The 18,091-nt window shown below is 39.3% G+C and carries 13 protein-coding genes, 2 tRNA genes and 3 rRNA genes; 11 read left to right on the top strand and 7 right to left on the bottom strand.

Going from position 1 to position 18,091, the window contains the following annotated elements:
• Positions 1-49: 49 nt before the first annotated feature.
• Both AOY20_RS01255 and AOY20_RS01250 read right to left on the bottom strand, forming a co-directional pair.
• Positions 50-970 carry a mechanosensitive ion channel family protein gene (locus AOY20_RS01255; protein WP_054580189.1) on the bottom strand — a complete coding sequence of 307 codons (921 nt, stop codon included), beginning with the start codon at positions 968-970 and terminating at the stop codon, positions 50-52.
• 11 nt (positions 971-981) lie between these two features.
• The gene (locus AOY20_RS01250) at positions 982-1,803 is read right to left on the bottom strand and encodes a hypothetical protein (protein WP_054580188.1); all 822 of its coding nucleotides are present in this window, start codon (positions 1,801-1,803) and stop codon (positions 982-984) included.
• A gap of 102 nt (positions 1,804-1,905) precedes the next feature.
• Here AOY20_RS01250 and gspE point away from each other — a divergent pair, with 102 nt between their 5' ends.
• Complete coding sequence (gene gspE / locus AOY20_RS01245) at positions 1,906-3,393, top strand: type II secretion system ATPase GspE (RefSeq protein WP_054580187.1); 1,488 nt, start codon at positions 1,906-1,908, stop codon at positions 3,391-3,393.
• Positions 3,394-3,413: 20 nt separating this feature from the next.
• On the opposite strand, the gene AOY20_RS01240 is transcribed toward gspE, so the two are convergent.
• From AOY20_RS01240 to AOY20_RS01220, 5 genes are all read right to left on the bottom strand, one after another.
• Entirely contained in the window at positions 3,414-3,806 is a 393-nt protein-coding gene (locus AOY20_RS01240) for a DUF4951 domain-containing protein (protein WP_054580186.1), read from the bottom strand.
• Positions 3,807-3,897: 91 nt separating this feature from the next.
• Entirely contained in the window at positions 3,898-4,722 is an 825-nt protein-coding gene (locus AOY20_RS01235; RefSeq protein WP_054580185.1) for a carbon-nitrogen hydrolase family protein, read from the bottom strand.
• Positions 4,723-4,742: 20 nt separating this feature from the next.
• A complete protein-coding gene (gene gigB, locus AOY20_RS01230) occupies positions 4,743-5,261 on the bottom strand; it encodes an anti-anti-sigma factor GigB (protein WP_054580184.1) in 519 nt (172 codons plus the stop codon).
• 112 nt (positions 5,262-5,373) lie between these two features.
• Positions 5,374-6,342 (bottom strand): RsbU family protein phosphatase GigA, encoded by a 969-nt coding sequence (gigA, locus tag AOY20_RS01225; RefSeq protein WP_054580183.1) that lies wholly within the window; start codon positions 6,340-6,342, stop codon positions 5,374-5,376.
• A gap of 103 nt (positions 6,343-6,445) precedes the next feature.
• Entirely contained in the window at positions 6,446-7,339 is an 894-nt protein-coding gene (locus AOY20_RS01220; protein ID WP_054580182.1) for an MlaA family lipoprotein, read from the bottom strand.
• Positions 7,340-7,889: 550 nt separating this feature from the next.
• Between AOY20_RS01220 and AOY20_RS01215 the strand changes: the two genes are divergently transcribed.
• From AOY20_RS01215 to hisG, 10 genes are all read left to right on the top strand, one after another.
• Positions 7,890-9,427: ribosomal RNA gene (locus AOY20_RS01215) — 16S ribosomal RNA — on the top strand.
• Positions 9,428-9,488: 61 nt separating this feature from the next.
• Positions 9,489-9,565, top strand: a tRNA-Ile gene (locus AOY20_RS01210).
• A 37-nt stretch (positions 9,566-9,602) separates the two neighbouring features.
• Positions 9,603-9,678 (top strand) — tRNA-Ala (locus tag AOY20_RS01205).
• Between the two features lie 386 nt (positions 9,679-10,064).
• Positions 10,065-12,956: ribosomal RNA gene (locus AOY20_RS01200) — 23S ribosomal RNA — on the top strand.
• A gap of 184 nt (positions 12,957-13,140) precedes the next feature.
• A 5S ribosomal RNA gene (gene rrf, locus AOY20_RS01195) occupies positions 13,141-13,255 on the top strand.
• Together the 16S, 23S and 5S rRNA genes with 2 tRNA genes alongside form the textbook arrangement of a ribosomal RNA operon.
• A gap of 356 nt (positions 13,256-13,611) precedes the next feature.
• A complete protein-coding gene (locus tag AOY20_RS01190) occupies positions 13,612-15,066 on the top strand; it encodes an RNA polymerase factor sigma-54 (RefSeq protein ID WP_054580181.1) in 1,455 nt (484 codons plus the stop codon).
• A 163-nt stretch (positions 15,067-15,229) separates the two neighbouring features.
• The gene (gene hpf / locus AOY20_RS01185; protein WP_054580180.1) at positions 15,230-15,562 is read left to right on the top strand and encodes a ribosome hibernation-promoting factor, HPF/YfiA family; all 333 of its coding nucleotides are present in this window, start codon (positions 15,230-15,232) and stop codon (positions 15,560-15,562) included.
• Positions 15,563-15,698: 136 nt separating this feature from the next.
• Positions 15,699-15,950, top strand: coding sequence for a BolA family iron metabolism protein IbaG (gene ibaG / locus AOY20_RS01180; RefSeq protein ID WP_054580179.1), 252 nt, complete (start codon positions 15,699-15,701; stop codon positions 15,948-15,950).
• Between the two features lie 7 nt (positions 15,951-15,957).
• Positions 15,958-17,214, top strand: a complete 1,257-nt coding sequence (gene murA / locus AOY20_RS01175; protein WP_054580178.1) for a UDP-N-acetylglucosamine 1-carboxyvinyltransferase — start codon at positions 15,958-15,960, stop codon at positions 17,212-17,214.
• Positions 17,214-17,912 (top strand): ATP phosphoribosyltransferase, encoded by a 699-nt coding sequence (gene hisG / locus AOY20_RS01170; protein ID WP_054580177.1) that lies wholly within the window; start codon positions 17,214-17,216, stop codon positions 17,910-17,912. Before murA ends, hisG begins: the two co-directional genes overlap by 1 nt.
• Positions 17,913-18,091: the final 179 nt, after the last annotated feature.

The following is an 18,091-nucleotide window of genomic DNA, read 5'->3' as shown; positions in this document are numbered from 1 at the left end:
ATAAAAAAGCGGCTTAAATAGAAGTCGCTTTTTTAAACCCAATCAAAAGTTAATCACGTTTAGGTTCGCGCTTGATTTCTTTTTGATTAGCATATTGATCAATTTCTTCATTCGTTAAAGCAGAAAGAGGATGATCTACGAACCCCATTTTTGGAACAGGAATTTCAATTTGATTTTCTACAAATCCATTTCGAATACGTTCCTGCATTTCATCTCTAACTTTTAAAAAGTTTTCTTGTTGGCACCAAATTGCAAATAATAATTCAATAGATGATTCTCTAAATGCTGTTACGGTTACTGCTGGTTTTGGATCAGACAGTACCAATGGATATTTATTTGCAACATCAAGTAAAACTTCACGTACTTTAATAATATCTTCGTGGAAATTAATAGCTAATGTAATTGGAATACGCCGTATTGGAAATTTAGAAAGATTGTGTACAGGGGCTCGAATCAGTTGTTCATTGGGTAAACGGACATAAATATTATCTTGAGTAAGTAGTTTTACGGAAAGTAAATCAATAGAAATCACTTCACCTTCCACTGTATGGCCGCGAATTAGGGTGATTTGAATAGTATCACCAACTTCAAATGAACCTTCACCAATGAGAAAAATACCACTAATTAAGTTGGATGCTGATGTCTGTGATGCAAAACCAATTGCAACAGTTAGAATACCTGCTGCACCTAAGAAAATACTGAGTTTAAATCCAGCTTCTTTTAGGCTGGTCATTACAAATAAAATAAAAATAAAATAGAAAATACCACGACGCCAAATTAGACGTTGATGAGCATTAAAACGTGCACCGACAGTTCGAATAAACGTATTTGAAATAAAGCGAGCGGCTACATAGCCAATCGCACATAAAACAATAGCAACTAAAAGTTCTGTAAGTCTGTCGGTATTAATATTGGTAAAAACACTTTTTAATGTGCTTATAAATTCCTTAGAAACATTTACATCGGCCATTTATATCCCCATTAGAAAAATGAATCGAACATATTGAAGAGCGCATTTGCTGGCTCTCGTGGGGGATGAAGATAAGTTACATCTCCTGCTAGAGGAGGAGTGCGGTTTTCAATTCGAATACGCGGTGGGCGATCAGAACCCTCATGTACGACTTTAATTTGAGATGTCCAAAGACGACCTGTACTCGCACTGTAAAATAGAGGTAGTGCGGGGACGGGTACGTTCATACGATCAAATCGAAGTTGATGATGACTTGTATTGTGGAATTCAATTGGAGTTACTGCACGAAAAGCGCGTTGTGAAAGTTGTCGTAATTCTGTTCGACCATCAACTGAGGTAGCATAGCAAATTTCACCTGTACGATGATTCGGACCAAACCAAGTATCTTTAGGCAAAATAACAGGAATATCAAAAATTGGTTCTTTTTGTCCCTTCACCATACCTGCTAACCAAAGGGGGGTACTAATATAAAGAGTACCTCTTTGACCTGCTGGAATATAAATAGGATCAACAGGCTTAATTACAACTGAACGATCTGCTAAACGTGGCATAAGTTGTAATTTATTTTGTGTTGTTTTGAACATATAACGTTCAATTTTTAATGGTTGCGGAAATGCAAACTCAGGATCATCAATGCTATGCCATTGCTGTTCGTAATCATATTGTAATTGTGGTCGATAATATTCTAAACGCCATTCTTGTGTACTGCGTGTAATACGAAAGAGTAAAGAACCAAATTGCCAAGCACGAGGTTTGTTTAATTCAAATTCTTGTTCACCCCACCATTTAATTTTGGAAAGGCTTGGTTCAACATAATTAATTTTATCAGACAACTAATCATTCCTTTTATCTAGTAAAATGTAAAACAGTCTTCACGCAGTCACAAACTTTAGAGTACACTCAAATCAAATTTTTATCATTATTATAAATCTCTGATGCAAGTACTGAAAAACTTACAAATACCTTATAGTTTTGCAAAAAGACATGGTGTTCTACTTCGTTATGAGGGTGATCAAGCATTTATTGTCCGAAAAGAGACAACTCCACTTGTAGCCTTACAAGAAGCGAGAAGATACTTAGGGCATCCTGCTCAATATCAATTATGCACAGAGCAAGAATTTCATCAACTATTGAGCTCAAGTTTTGCAGGAGATACTGGAGAGTCCCAACAAGTTGCTGCAGGTTTAGAGGATCACCCTGATTTATTAAGTTTGGCAGATCAAGTGCCAGAAACAGAAGATTTAATGGATCAAGAAGATGATGCACCTATTGTTCGTTTAATTAATGCCTTGCTTTCAGAAGCGATTCGTGTGGGTGCATCCGACATTCATATTGAATCTTTTGAAAAAAAACTTTCGGTGCGATTACGTGTAGATGGTCAGTTACGGGAAATTGTTCAACCACGCCGTGAACTGGCTCCTTTGCTAGTTTCTCGTATTAAAGTCATGGCAAGATTGGATATTGCGGAAAAACGTATTCCGCAAGATGGTCGTATTTCATTAAGACTCGCAGGGCGTGAGGTTGATGTACGAGTATCAACATTGCCTTCATCTCATGGCGAGCGTGTTGTGATGCGTTTATTGGATAAACAAGCTGGTCGTTTAAATATGACTCATTTAGGTTTAATGAATGATGACTATGAACGCTTAAAACAATTGGTTCATCGCCCACATGGCATTATTTTAGTCACAGGACCTACGGGTTCGGGGAAGACCACGACACTATATGCAGCCTTATCTGATTTAAATGATGGTTCTAAAAATATTTTAACAGCGGAAGATCCTATTGAGTATCAACTAGAGGGAATTGGGCAAACACAAGTAAATACTAAAGTAGATATGACTTTTGCTCGTGCACTAAAAGCTATGCTACGACAAGATCCTGATGTTGTCATGGTGGGTGAAATTCGTGATTTAGAAACCGCTGAAATTGCAGTACAAGCATCATTAACAGGGCATTTAGTATTATCAACTTTGCATACCAATACAGCAATTGGTGCTGTAACACGTTTAAAAGATATGGGAATTGAACCATTTTTATTATCAAGTTCTTTAATTGGCGTTGTTGCTCAGCGTTTGGTGAGAACATTATGTTCTCGATGTGCGACTTGGCATGAAGCTGATGATTTTGAGAAGACTTTATTTGTCAGCGTAAAATCAGGTAATGAATTAAAATTACCCCAAGCAAAAGGGTGTGAACATTGTTCTCATACAGGGTTTATTGGACGAACTGCGATTTATGAAATTGCACCTATTGATGAAAAAATGCGCCGTTTAATTCATGGAAATGCAGCTGAATATGAATTGGAGTCTTATGCTAGACAACAAAGTAGTTCAATCCGTGAAGATGGTTTAAGAAAAGTACTCGCAGGAAAAACGACTCTAGAAGAGGTATTGCGTGTAACCAATGAATCTGCAGAATAAATCTGCTGATTCATTTTTTATTACCATAAATCTACAATTTTTTTCATGAGTTTGGCACGAAAAGGAGCTGTAGGATTGCCAGGATTACGCTGAGTTTCATTTTCATAAAACTTTTGCCAACTTTCAACCAATTCTAAAGTGACATTTTGAGTTTTTAACTGGTTTACTTCATCTTGCGTAATGTTGTTGAGGCGAGTTTCAGCACCATCAGGTCCTGTTCCCCAACCAATAACACCCTGACCAAATGCAGGTAGTGATATATTGTTTGGCGTAGGTGGAATAGCTAAACGTTGAATATTAGAATTCACAAGAGACTCAGTTTTAGCTTGGGGTGTTTGTGAAGTTATTGTTTCAGCAAACGTGAGAAAAGATGTTACAAGTAAGAGAGAACTTAAAATACAGCGAAGTAACATAATGACAAATCACCATGTAAAATAAAAGTAAATTGATATTAATAGATGTTTTAACTTAAATACAGTCTATACAAACAGATCAAGAAATAACTTATAATTTTAATAAACGACGATGTGCTAAAAGTGGCATAGATTTTCGAATTTGTTCTTGTTCATTAATATCAAAAGGAATGGTTATAATCTGAGTACCTTCAGTCTCAATTAAATTCAAAATTTTTCCACGAGCATTGCTTGCTGCTGAGTGCCCCCATGTTTGACGATTTTCACCATGCCAACCTTGTTGAGCAGCTCCTAGAACATAACATTGAGTGTCCATAGCACGGGCTTGCAGTAAAAGTTGCCAATGCATTTCACCTGTTGTATAGGTAAAAGCAGCAGGTGCTGTGAGAATATTTGCCCCTTGTGCTCGTAACTTTAAAGAAAGCTCAGGAAAACGTAAATCATAACAGACCATTAACCCGATATGACCAAAAGGGGTTTTGGCGATAGTAAGTTCAGAACCTGGTTCAAAAAACTTTGATTCTTGATAGCCACCAACAGCATCACCAACTTGAACATCAAATAAATGAATTTTGTCATAGCGTGCTTCGGTACGTTCAGGGCTTATACATAAGCTTACTGTGCGAACACGTCCATCAGGAATAATCGAACCATCGGGACGAAATGGACAAGGCAAAGTTCCTGCAATTATCCATATTTGATATTGGTGAGCAAGTTTTTCTAATCGTTGTTGTATCTCTTCAAAGCGAGCGGCTGTTTCTTGCTGTTTACCTGCTGCAAAGCAAATGAAATTTTCAGGAAAAACAACAAGGTTTGATCCAGCAGCTTTACTTTTCTGTATTAATGACTCAACGACAATGAAATTGTTTTCAATATCATCTTGAGAATTCATTTGAGTTACAGAAAGTAAAGTCATGAGGTATCCTATAAAAGGAATTATTGAGGGGTGCTGGTTGTTTGTTCTAAATTATCTTGCTCTTTTTCAAGTTGTTTGACTAAAGGTTCAAACATATTTTGATTACTTTCATTTAGCTTCATGAGTGTTCTATGTGCATCTAATACTGTGCAAAGCATATTGTGTTGAGTGATATGTTCATCAACGAGTGCTTTAGTACAAATATTAGGGTCTCCACAATAGTTTAAGATAACAAATACTTGCCCTAAGCCCATGCTATTTGCAAGTGTAGTGATATCAGAGTTTGTCGAAAGCATGACTGCTTGAATATGATGGATTTGTTTTAGTTTTAAACCTAGCTTAGCGAGGATACCTAAAACAGTACTATCAATAAAGGTAGTTTGAGTTAAATCTACTATTGCACCTACAATATTGGATTGCATTTCAATTTTACCCAGAAGTTTATCTAGACTAATACAAGATTGAGCGCGCACTTCGCCTATAAGCTTAAAAATATGCGTTCCGTTCAAGCTTGCATATTCAACATGACCTGTTGACATATAAATGCCATTTTCAGAGAAGGATATTAAATTATCCCATAGCAATAGTTTAGACTCAAGTATATGTATTCTATATAATAGTCTAATATGCAGTAAATTATTGATTTATAGTTTAATTAACTCTTCGTAGGCTGAGGATGGCAATATCATCTGCGACATGGTCTGGTGCTTGAAATGATTGATTTTGCAAATGATAGACCAATTGAACAAACTGTTCATTTAGACCGCCACTGTATGGTTCAAGTGCGCCATCTGAACAAATAATAAACCGAGCGTGCTTATTTAATGTGCATTCAAATTCTTCAACTTCTAAATCTTCTGTTAAACCAAGTGGAAAGCTACTTGTATTTAAAATTTTAGGTGGATGATTTGGTTCAAAAATAATAGCAGGAGGATAGTGTCCTGCACTTGACCATTTAAGTTGATGGGTTTCTAAATTTAAAATGCCACTTATCATTGTAATATGTTTTTCAATATTTTCTTGAACAAGCATGCCATTTAACTTTTTAAGTAATTCGCGTGGAGTTTTAGATCTCCCATGAAATGCTGCCATCCAAGAAGTTAATAAACTACTGGTAACACCGTGACCCGAAACATCAGCAAGATAAAACATAATTTCTTTATCACTGATTTTCCAGTAGTCGAACCAATCTCCTGATAAGTAGGCAGACGGCTTAAATAATGTTTCTACTTTATAGTTTGTCAGTTCAATTGGATTTGGAAGTAATTTTTTTTGTAAATCGGCAGCGGATGGTAAATCACGACTATCTTGGTTTCTTTTATATTGAGCATCAATTTTGGAAAGTGTAAGTTGTAAATTTTCAGGTAAATGATTCCATAACCAACCAGCAAGAGCGCCCAGTTCCCATGCTTTAGAAAGCGCAATACCTTCTTGATCGAATGCAAGAACGACAGTGGGTAAATTCCAGCGATGTGCAAGAAAATCTTCAACATCTGCAATTGCAATAATTGTTGGATCGTAAGTTGGAATATCTTCAATGTTAATCATTTGCACACTAGGAAGTGCATCTAGCACTTGCTCTAGATGGGGGATATCACGTGTGGGTTGAATGAAATACATAAAAGAAAGTGGTGATCCTGATGTTGAACAAAAGTTAATATAACAATTTAGGACGGAATAGGGAAAGTTTTCAATCCCTATTCGTTATAGATAAAAGTATAAACTATTTTTGAGAGTCAGATTTTGAGGTTGATGTGTCTTCATCAGAAAAATCATCATCTATATCATCAATAAACTGAATAGCATCTGCCTCTAGGCCTTTCTTTTCAGCAATTACGAAATTCCTACGCTGTAAGTAAATATCACGTAAAGATGCATATTTATCACCTTGAACAGCGCCTTCTAAATCTATCAGAGAGGCACGAGCACTAATGCCACGGCCGGCTTGATCAGACCAATATAAAGTTTCTTGTCCGTCTAAATATTCTTGAGGACGACCAACAGTATCGACAGCTAAACCAACCCCATCACGGATTGTACTTGGTCCAAATACAGGTAAAACAATATAAGGTCCAGATGGAACACCATAGTATCCTAATGTATTTGCAAAGCCATCATTTTCAGCACCTAAACCAATATGTTGAGCTGGGTCGGCAAAGCCTAAAGTTGTTACGGTATTTATTGTAAAACGACTAAGTGTTTTTAATGCACGTAAAGGTCGACCTTGTATAAGTTGGTTTACAGCACTCCAAGGTTCAGTAAGATTTGTTCTAAATGAACTATATGAATCTCGAACATCTACTGGAACTTTCTCTTTATATTGAACAGCAATAGGGCGAACAATATTTTGATCGACAGTGTCATTAAGTTGGTAAATTTTACGGTTAAGAGGTTCTAGCGGATCTTTGACAGCATCAGGTTGAGCTGCATTAGCATCTACTTTTAAATCCTTAAGTCTGACATTTTTTAAATCTTTTAATTTTGTTTGTTCTGAATATTCAGATTCATTTAAAAGAGATGCGTCTGTATTTTCAGAAGTGGAGATGTCATTAGCATATAGAGAGCTTGAGCTTCCTATTAAAAAAGAGCTAATTAAAAGTAAACTTTTATGATCCATAAAAATAATCCTGATGCTTTAATCTTAAAGCCATCGCTATAACAATTATATATTTTATAATAACAGTAAATAGAAGTGATGAATAATAATTCAAATTTAATCAACTTTCGTTAAATATAGCTAAAAAAGATTAAAAAAAGAACAGTTGTTCTGTATTTTCAAAAAAAATAAAGAAAAGGGGTTGCAACGTATAGGAAATGCTGTAGAATGCACATCCATCGGCGGTGATGAAGATTAAAACTTCTGATAAAACAGCAACTTAGCACAAAGTGTTGGGGTTGTGTTTTAGAAAGAAAGTTTAAAATAATTTGAATTACTAGTTGACTTTCTGGAAATAGAGAGTAATATAGCCGACCTAGCTTGCTACTGACGAAGTGGTAAGAAGATCATTAAGAGATTATGAAGAACAACTTGTGTGGATTTTTACTAGTTGATCAATCGAATATATTTTCATTGATTGAATGGTAGAAATTACTCGAAGTTTATTTGAGAAATATTTGTCAGAAAATTGATGAGCCAAGATTGGTAGCCATAAGCTACTACTGATTTTAAACTGAAGAGTTTGATCATGGCTCAGATTGAACGCTGGCGGCAGGCTTAACACATGCAAGTCGAGCGGGGGAAGGTAGCTTGCTACTGGACCTAGCGGCGGACGGGTGAGTAATGCTTAGGAATCTGCCTATTAGTGGGGGACAACGTTTCGAAAGGGACGCTAATACCGCATACGCCCTACGGGGGAAAGCAGGGGATCTTCGGACCTTGCGCTAATAGATGAGCCTAAGTCGGATTAGCTAGTTGGTGGGGTAAAGGCCTACCAAGGCGACGATCTGTAGCGGGTCTGAGAGGATGATCCGCCACACTGGGACTGAGACACGGCCCAGACTCCTACGGGAGGCAGCAGTGGGGAATATTGGACAATGGGCGCAAGCCTGATCCAGCCATGCCGCGTGTGTGAAGAAGGCCTTTTGGTTGTAAAGCACTTTAAGCGAGGAGGAGGCTACTTGGATTAATACTCTGAGATAGTGGACGTTACTCGCAGAATAAGCACCGGCTAACTCTGTGCCAGCAGCCGCGGTAATACAGAGGGTGCAAGCGTTAATCGGATTTACTGGGCGTAAAGCGTGCGTAGGTGGCCAATTAAGTCAAATGTGAAATCCCTGAGCTTAACTTAGGAATTGCATTCGATACTGGTTGGCTAGAGTATGGGAGAGGATGGTAGAATTCCAGGTGTAGCGGTGAAATGCGTAGAGATCTGGAGGAATACCGATGGCGAAGGCAGCCATCTGGCCTAATACTGACACTGAGGTACGAAAGCATGGGGAGCAAACAGGATTAGATACCCTGGTAGTCCATGCCGTAAACGATGTCTACTAGCCGTTGGGGCCTTTGAGGCTTTAGTGGCGCAGCTAACGCGATAAGTAGACCGCCTGGGGAGTACGGTCGCAAGACTAAAACTCAAATGAATTGACGGGGGCCCGCACAAGCGGTGGAGCATGTGGTTTAATTCGATGCAACGCGAAGAACCTTACCTGGTCTTGACATACAGAGAACTTTCCAGAGATGGATTGGTGCCTTCGGGAACTCTGATACAGGTGCTGCATGGCTGTCGTCAGCTCGTGTCGTGAGATGTTGGGTTAAGTCCCGCAACGAGCGCAACCCTTTTCCTTATTTGCCAGCGGGTTATGCCGGGAACTTTAAGGATACTGCCAGTGACAAACTGGAGGAAGGCGGGGACGACGTCAAGTCATCATGGCCCTTACGACCAGGGCTACACACGTGCTACAATGGTCGGTACAAAGGGTTGCTACCTCGCGAGAGGATGCTAATCTCAAAAAGCCGATCGTAGTCCGGATTGGAGTCTGCAACTCGACTCCATGAAGTCGGAATCGCTAGTAATCGCGGATCAGAATGCCGCGGTGAATACGTTCCCGGGCCTTGTACACACCGCCCGTCACACCATGGGAGTTTGTTGCACCAGAAGTAGGTAGTCTAACCGCAAGGAGGACGCTTACCACGGTGTGGCCGATGACTGGGGTGAAGTCGTAACAAGGTAGCCGTAGGGGAACCTGCGGCTGGATCACCTCCTTAACGAAAGATTGACGATTGGTAAGAATCCACAACAAGTTGTTCTTCATTATGATGTATCTGAGGGTCTGTAGCTCAGTTGGTTAGAGCACACGCTTGATAAGCGTGGGGTCACAAGTTCAAGTCTTGTCAGACCCACCATGACTTAGAAAGGTACATTGAATCTAAATGATAAGCTGGGGACTTAGCTTAGTTGGTAGAGCGCCTGCTTTGCACGCAGGAGGTCAGGAGTTCGACTCTCCTAGTCTCCACCATGTATTTGAATGAATACATAGTAAGCAAACAGTTGGATAGCTTATAGAGCTTAGTGATAAGGTGGCGTATAATGCGCGGCATTGTTATTAATCTCTGTGATTTATCACAGTTGACTGCGATCTGACGAAGACGTAGTGAATCATTAACAGAATATATTTGAGTTGAAATAATTTGTTCATACTCGTTAAAAGGAAGACTAAAGAAGTAATTCTGAAGTTGACTGATTAAATGAGTTACTAGCGAAATTAACTGAATCAAGCGTTTTGGTATATGAATCTAATTGAAGCTGTACTGTAGTTAAATCTACAAAACTCTAACTGTGGCGATTAAGTTCGCAACGCAACATTTTCACTTGTAGGAAATGGGCGACTGTTTGGGGTTGTATAGTCAAGTAATTAAGTGCATGTGGTGGATGCCTTGGCAGTCAGAGGCGATGAAAGACGTAATAGCCTGCGATAAGCTCCGGGGAGGCGGCAAATATCCTTTGATCCGGAGATTTCTGAATGGGGAAACCCACCTAGTATAAGCTAGGTATCGTAACATGAATACATAGTGTTACGAGGCGAACGAGGGGAAGTGAAACATCTCAGTACCCTTAGGAAAAGAAATCAATTGAGATTCCCTCAGTAGCGGCGAGCGAACGGGGAACAGCCCATTAAGTTATGTGTGTTTTAGTGGAATGCTCTGGGAAGTGCAACCATAGTAGGTGATAGTCCTGTACACGAAAGGGCACACATAATGATGTCGAGTAGGGCGAGGCACGTGAAACCTTGTCTGAATATGGGGGGACCATCCTCCAAGGCTAAATACTCCTGACTGACCGATAGTGAACCAGTACCGTGAGGGAAAGGCGAAAAGAACCCCTGTGAGGGGAGTGAAATAGATCCTGAAACCGCATGCATACAAGCAGTGGGAGCCGACTTGTTCGGTGACTGCGTACCTTTTGTATAATGGGTCAGCGACTTATATTCAGTAGCAAGGTTAACCGCATAGGGGAGCCGTAGGGAAACCGAGTCTTAATAGGGCGTTTAGTTGCTGGGTATAGACCCGAAACCAGGTGATCTATCCATGAGCAGGTTGAAGGTTGGGTAACACTAACTGGAGGACCGAACCCACTGTCGTTGAAAAGCCAGGGGATGACTTGTGGATAGGGGTGAAAGGCTAATCAAACTTGGTGATAGCTGGTTCTCCCCGAAAGCTATTTAGGTAGCGCCTCGGACGAATACCATTGGGGGTAGAGCACTGTTTCGGCTAGGGGGTCATCCCGACTTACCAAACCGATGCAAACTCCGAATACCAATGAGTACTATCCGGGAGACAGACTGCGGGTGCTAACGTCCGTAGTCAAGAGGAAAACAATCCAGACCGCCAGCTAAGGCCCCAAAATTATAGTTAAGTGGGAAACGATGTGGGAAGGCATAGACAGCTAGGAGGTTGGCTTAGAAGCAGCCACCCTTTAAAGAAAGCGTAATAGCTCACTAGTCGAGTCGGCCTGCGCGGAAGATGTAACGGGGCTAAAACTATATGCCGAAGCTGCGGATTTGCAATTTATTGCAAGTGGTAGGGGAGCGTTCTGTAAGCCGATGAAGGTGGATTGAGAAGTCTGCTGGAGGTATCAGAAGTGCGAATGCTGACGTGAGTAACGACAAAACGGGTGAAAAACCCGTTCGCTGAAAGACCAAGGGTTCCAGTCCAACGTTAATCGGGGCTGGGTGAGTCGACCCCTAAGGCGAGGCCGAGAGGCGTAGTCGATGGGAAATTGGTTAATATTCCAATACTTCAGTATAATGCGATGAGAGGACGGAGAAGGTTAAGTCAGCCTGGCGTTGGTTGTCCAGGTGGAAGGTTGTAGGCATGTATCTTAGGCAAATCCGGGGTACTCTATGCTGAGAACTGATAGCAAGCTAGTTTACTAGCGAAGTGGCTGATACCATGCTTCCAGGAAAAGTCTCTAAGCTTCAGTTATACTGGAATCGTACCCTAAACCGACACAGGTGGTCAGGTCGAGTAGACCAAAGCGCTTGAGAGAACTCTGCTGAAGGAACTAGGCAAAATGGTACCGTAACTTCGGGAGAAGGTACGCTGTTGTTGGTGATAGGACTTGCTCCTTGAGCTGATGACAGCCTCAGAAACCAGGCCGCTGCAACTGTTTATTAAAAACATAGCACTCTGCAAACACGAAAGTGGACGTATAGGGTGTGATGCCTGCCCGGTGCTGGAAGGTTAATTGATGGGGTTAGCGTAAGCGAAGCTCTTGATCGAAGCCCCAGTAAACGGCGGCCGTAACTATAACGGTCCTAAGGTAGCGAAATTCCTTGTCGGGTAAGTTCCGACCTGCACGAATGGCATAATGATGGCGGCGCTGTCTCCAGCAGAGGCTCAGTGAAATCGAATTCGCCGTGAAGATGCGGTGTACCCGCGGCTAGACGGAAAGACCCCGTGAACCTTTACTGCAGCTTGACATTGAACTTTGATCTTACTTGTGTAGGATAGGTGGGAGGCTTTGAAACCGAGACGCTAGTTTCGGTGGAGCCAATCTTGAAATACCACCCTGGTAATATTGAGGTTCTAACTCTGCTCCATTATCTGGAGCGAGGACCATGTCTGGTGGGTAGTTTGACTGGGGCGGTCTCCTCCTAAAGAGTAACGGAGGAGTACGAAGGTGCGCTCAGCGTGGTCGGAAATCACGCGTAGAGTATAAAGGCAAAAGCGCGCTTAACTGCGAGACCCACAAGTCGAGCAGGTACGAAAGTAGGTCTTAGTGATCCGGTGGTTCTGTATGGAAGGGCCATCGCTCAACGGATAAAAGGTACTCTGGGGATAACAGGCTGATACCGCCCAAGAGTTCATATCGACGGCGGTGTTTGGCACCTCGATGTCGGCTCATCTCATCCTGGGGCTGAAGCAGGTCCCAAGGGTATGGCTGTTCGCCATTTAAAGAGGTACGCGAGCTGGGTTTAGAACGTCGTGAGACAGTTCGGTCCCTATCTACCGTGGGCGCTGGAAATTTGAGAGGATCTGCTCCTAGTACGAGAGGACCAGAGTGGACGAACCTCTGGTGTACCGGTTGTGACGCCAGTCGCATCGCCGGGTAGCTATGTTCGGAAGGGATAACCGCTGAAAGCATCTAAGCGGGAAGCCTACCTCAAGATAAGATTTCCCTAGGACTATATGTCCTCTAAAGAGCCGTTGAAGACTACGACGTTGATAGGTTGGATGTGGAAGCATAGCGATATGTGAAGCTGACCAATACTAATTGCTCGTGAGGCTTGACTATACAACACCCAAACAGTTGTTGTATCAAGCATCAATTGATTCACAAATAATCAAAGAAACTTGATTTAGTTCTAAAGCTAGATACAATGAACACCTTAAATTAACTCAGATATACCTGTTAATAACTCATTTGAAGAAAGCTAGGCATCTAAGTAAGACCATAGCAAGTAATCATAAACAGTTGTGCTGGCGACAATAGCAAGAGTGAACCACCTGATCCCTTCCCGAACTCAGAAGTGAAACCTCTTAGCGCTGATGGTAGTGTGGGGTTACCCATGTGAGAGTAAGTCATCGCCAGCTCATTAATTCTAAAACACCCCCTTCAGATGAAGGGGGTGTTTTTTTATGTGAAAAAATAAATGAAAGAAATTTAGTGAATTGGTTTTTATTTAAAAATGAAATACATCTTTTATCTCTTTATCAATATTTTAAGCTACATTGATAACGGTATATTAATAAAATGTATAAAAAATAGCAGTTTATTGTTTTTTTGATAAATTGTGTTAAAAATAACATTATGAATTTATTAAATATTGTAGATAAAACTGAGTATTTTAGGGTGTAATTGTATGCTTTATTTATGATCTATGTTATAAAAAGATGAAAAGGCATAAAAATTGCTTACAGTGAGCGTGATTAATTACACTGGGGGGTATATGAAATTATCTGTTGGAATGAGAGTAGCAAATTCCTTATCATTAACTCCACAATTACAACAAGCAATTCGTTTGTTGCAACTCTCTAGCTTGGAACTTGAGCAAGAAATACAGCTTCAACTTGATAGTAATCCATTATTGGAAAAAATTGAAGAACATTCATCAGTTGAAAGCTTATCTGAATATGAAGATAAAGAAATAGAGAAAAAGGATTTAACAAATGAATTAAATGCGAATCATTTACCAGATGATTTACCTGTAGACACAGATTGGGATGATGTTTATACACATCAGCCAACAAGTTTAGGATCTATTGAATATGAAGAGCGAGAAGATAATCGCCAAGGAGGCTTAAGTTTAAAAGATCATATGTTAGATCAAGTTAATTTATTAAATTTTTCATTAGTAGATAAGTTGATAGCACATTGCATTATAGATTCATTAGATGAGAAAGGCTTTTTAGAAAGTTCAACAGAGGAAATCACATTTTCAGTTCAGCATTTATTAGATTCAATGGAATATGACGAAGAGGTTGAAGAGAGTGAGGTACTTGTTGTACTTAAGCATATTCAGCGTTTAGAGCCTATTGGAATTGCTTCTAGGACTTTAGCAGAGTGTTTACAAGTTCAACTTGATGCTTTAAATAAGAATGTTCCTTTTAGATCTGAGGCGATTAAGTTATTAAATTTTTATGAATTATTAATTGCAAATGATTTACCCAAATTACTGAAGCAAACGCATTTAAATATTGAACAATTGAAACAAGCTATTAGTTTGCTTAAAACTTTAAAGCCTTATCCTGGAGAAGAGTTTGAAAATAAAGACTTCGATTATCAAATTCCAGATGTGGTCGTAACAAAAAAGAATGAACATTGGTTTGTACAACTTAATCCTGATGTAATGCCAAAATTACGCGTGAATTCATATTATGCAAATATGATTCGTAGGGCAGATCAAAGTGATGATAATCAATATTTACGTAGTCAAATGTTAGAAGCTAAAAATTTTATTAAAAGTATTGATGAGAGACATAAAACTTTATTAAAAGTTGCAACATGTATTGTTGAACATCAAAGAGCTTTTTTTGAAATTGGTGCTGAGGGAATGAAGCCACTTGTACTAAGAGATATTGCTGAAGAAGTGGAGTTACATGAATCTACAGTTTCTCGAGTCACAACGAATAAATATATGCTGACGCCAAGAGGATTATTTGAATTAAAGTATTTCTTTTCAAGCCATGTAGGTACAACAAGTGGCGGGGAGGCATCTTCTACAGCAATACGTGCGAAAATTAAAAAACTAATTGCAGAAGAAAATATACTTAAACCATTGTCAGATAATGCAATTTCAAACTTACTTAAAGAGGATGGAATTGAAGTCGCTAGACGTACTGTTGCAAAATATAGAGAATCGTTACATATTCCTTCATCTTCTGAAAGAAAAGTATTGATCTAGATTCTAAAATCTGATTATTCTAAGGGTTCATTATGACAGCATGATGAATCTTTTTTATTTTGAGGACTTGCTAAGATGATTTAATTCTGTGAATGATTTTTTGCAATTGATTGAATTGTCGTGGCGAAACCTTTCAAATCCTAAAATGATGAGGGATAGATCTATGCAAATTACAATTCGTGGGCATCATTTAACTATCACTCCTGCTATAGAAGAAAATATTAGATTTAAGTTTAGTCAAATGACTAAGCATATTGATCAAGTAAATAGTATGCAGGTAAAGCTCAGTAAAGATCATCAAATAGATAAGCATTCTAAAAAGGGCAGCCTAAATCATATTGCCGAGGCAATTATTCGTTTACCTGGGGCTGAATTATTCGCTCAAGCTTCAGCAGATGATATGTATACATCTATTAAAAAAGTATCTGAAAAACTAAAGAGACAGCTGACTAAACATCGGAAAATGCAAACAATATTTCAGCCTTTAGAAATTTAGCTTCATAAATGAGAAAAAAGAGGTTTTAAATAACCTCTTTTTTTATAGATAATATGTATGTGACTAATGAATTATTTTAATTATTTATAGTAGAATGGCAGGTTTTACACCCTTGGTCCTATAAGAGGTCTTTGTGATGAATAGTGAACAGCTCACTGAAATTTTAAAAGCAGCTTTTCCAGTAGCTGAAATTGTTGTAAGTGGGCAAGGCGGAAAATTTGATCTCCGTATTGTTGATGATCAGTTTGAAGGTAAACGCCCTGTTGCTCGTCAACAAACTGTTTATGCGCCATTAAACTCTTATATTGCAAGTGGTGAAGTGCATGCAGTTACAATCCGTGCAATGACTAAAGAAGAATGGCGCAAAGCAAGCTTATTCGGAGCTTAAAAAATCAATGGATAAATTTCTGATTCAAGGTGGCGTTAAGCTTGAGGGCGAAGTACGCATTTCAGGTGCAAAAAATGCTGCGCTTCCTTTATTAGCAGCGATGATTCTTGCTGACTCTCCGATTACTTTAACAAATGTTCCTAATTTAAAAGATGTAAATACACTTGTTAAACTTATTGCAGGCCTTGGTGTTGAAATTACATACGAAGGTGATACGGTTAAAGCAGATATATCGACTTTAGATAATCAGTTCGCACCGTATGAACTTGTAAAAACAATGCGTGCATCCATTTTGGTGCTTGGACCATTGCTTGCGCGCTATGGTAGTGCAAAAGTGTCATTGCCTGGTGGTTGTGCAATAGGTTCACGTCCTGTAGATCAACATTTAAAAGCTTTGGAAGCTTTAGGTGCTGAAATTGAAGTCGAAGCAGGCTATGTTCATGCAAAAGTTGATGGTCGCTTAAAGGGTGGTGAAGTCATTTTTGATATGGTTACTGTTGGCGGTACCGAAAATATTTTAATGGCTGCTGTACTTGCTGATGGTGTTACTACAATTCGTAATGCTGCACGCGAACCTGAAATTACAGATTTAGCGCAAATGCTCATTAAAATGGGTGCAAAAATTGAAGGCTTAGATACCGATACTCTTGTTGTGACAGGTGTTGAAAGCTTACATGGTTGTGAATATGCAGTTGTGGCAGATCGTATTGAAACTGGTTCATATTTAGCTGCTGCAGCAATTACTGGCGGTAAAATTAAGACGACAAATACAGATCCAAACCTTTTAGAGTCTGTTTTAGATAAATTCGAAGAAATGGGTGCAGAAGTGACTCGTGGAGATGATTGGATCGAGCTGGATATGATGGGTAAACGCCCTAAAGCAGTAAGTTTCCGTACATTACCACATCCAGATTTTCCAACTGATATGCAAGCCCAATTAATGGCAGTAAATGCAATTGGTCGCGGATTTGCAACAATTTCTGAAACAATTTTTGAAAACCGTTTTATGCATGTACCTGAGTTAGCGCGGATGGGTGCAAATATTCAAGTTGAAGGTAATGATGCCGTTGTTACGGGTGTTGATAAATTATCAGCAGCACCAGTAATGGCAACTGATTTACGTGCTTCATTCTCTTTAGTTTTAGCCGCATTGGCTGCTGAAGGTGAGACTATGATTGATCGTATTTATCATATTGATCGTGGTTATGAAGATATTGAAGCGAAGTTACAAGGCCTCGGTGCTAAAATTAAGCGAGTAAGTTAATGAGTGATATGAGAAACGATGATCCAAACTTTGACGTAATGGGAAATTTTGATCATGGTTTAACTTTAGCATTAAGCAAAGGACGTATCTTAAAAGAAACATTGCCATTGTTGGAAACGGCTGGTATTAACTTATTGGAAGATCCAGATAAGTCTCGTAAGTTAATTTTTCCAACAACACATAAGCATGTACGTATTTTAATTTTACGTGCATCTGACGTACCTACTTACGTTGAAAATGGTGCGGCAGATATTGGTGTGGCTGGCAAAGATGTACTTATGGAGCATGGTGCACAAAATGTGTATGAACCGCTCGATCTTAAAATCGCAAATTGTAAACTTATGACTGCTGGTAAGGTGGGAATGGAACGTCCGAAAGGTCGTCTAAAAATTGCCACTAAATATGTCAATTTAACACGCCAATATTATGCAAGCTTAGGTGAGCAAGTTGATGTGATTAAACTATACGGCTCAATGGAACTTGCACCACTTGTTGGTTTAGGTGATTATATTGTTGACGTTGTAGATACAGGTAATACACTTCGTGCCAATGGTCTTGAACCATTAGAAGAGATTTGCAAAGTTTCATCACGTTTAATTGTGAATAAAGCAAGCTTTAAACGTAAGCAAGCGTTGTTAAATCCAATTCTTGCACAACTTGAAAAAGCTGTTGAAGAACGTGAAGCTAAAAATGCTTAATTGAATTTAAGTTTAAAAAACCACCTAAAAAGGTGGTTTTTTTTTAATAAATCATTTGTACTGAATTGTTCTAGTATCATTTTAAGTAAAAAAAATATTTTGATAAGGAACACCAATAAAACAAAAAGTTATTTTCAATAAAACTCGTCATTCTAAATAGGATTCCCTCCCACAAAGCC

It is taken from the genome of Acinetobacter equi (assembly GCF_001307195.1).
Classification (GTDB): domain Bacteria; phylum Pseudomonadota; class Gammaproteobacteria; order Pseudomonadales; family Moraxellaceae; genus Acinetobacter; species Acinetobacter equi.
Note: the sequence above shows the minus strand (reverse complement) of the source record. Positions and strands in the feature narration are given on the sequence as shown.

Coding starts and splice junctions, on each gene's coding strand:
- ibaG (WP_054580179.1), top strand. CDS start 15,699: ATGAATAGTGAACAGCTCACTGAAATTTTAAAAGCAGCTTTTCCAGTA.
- AOY20_RS01255 (WP_054580189.1), bottom strand. CDS start 970: ATGGCCGATGTAAATGTTTCTAAGGAATTTATAAGCACATTAAAAAGT.
- AOY20_RS01220 (WP_054580182.1), bottom strand. CDS start 7,339: ATGGATCATAAAAGTTTACTTTTAATTAGCTCTTTTTTAATAGGAAGC.
- gspE (WP_054580187.1), top strand. CDS start 1,906: ATGCAAGTACTGAAAAACTTACAAATACCTTATAGTTTTGCAAAAAGA.
- hpf (WP_054580180.1), top strand. CDS start 15,230: ATGCAAATTACAATTCGTGGGCATCATTTAACTATCACTCCTGCTATA.
- murA (WP_054580178.1), top strand. CDS start 15,958: ATGGATAAATTTCTGATTCAAGGTGGCGTTAAGCTTGAGGGCGAAGTA.
- AOY20_RS01235 (WP_054580185.1), bottom strand. CDS start 4,722: ATGACTTTACTTTCTGTAACTCAAATGAATTCTCAAGATGATATTGAA.
- hisG (WP_054580177.1), top strand. CDS start 17,214: ATGAGTGATATGAGAAACGATGATCCAAACTTTGACGTAATGGGAAAT.
- AOY20_RS01240 (WP_054580186.1), bottom strand. CDS start 3,806: ATGTTACTTCGCTGTATTTTAAGTTCTCTCTTACTTGTAACATCTTTT.
- gigA (WP_054580183.1), bottom strand. CDS start 6,342: ATGTATTTCATTCAACCCACACGTGATATCCCCCATCTAGAGCAAGTG.
- gigB (WP_054580184.1), bottom strand. CDS start 5,261: ATGTCAACAGGTCATGTTGAATATGCAAGCTTGAACGGAACGCATATT.
- AOY20_RS01190 (WP_054580181.1), top strand. CDS start 13,612: ATGAAATTATCTGTTGGAATGAGAGTAGCAAATTCCTTATCATTAACT.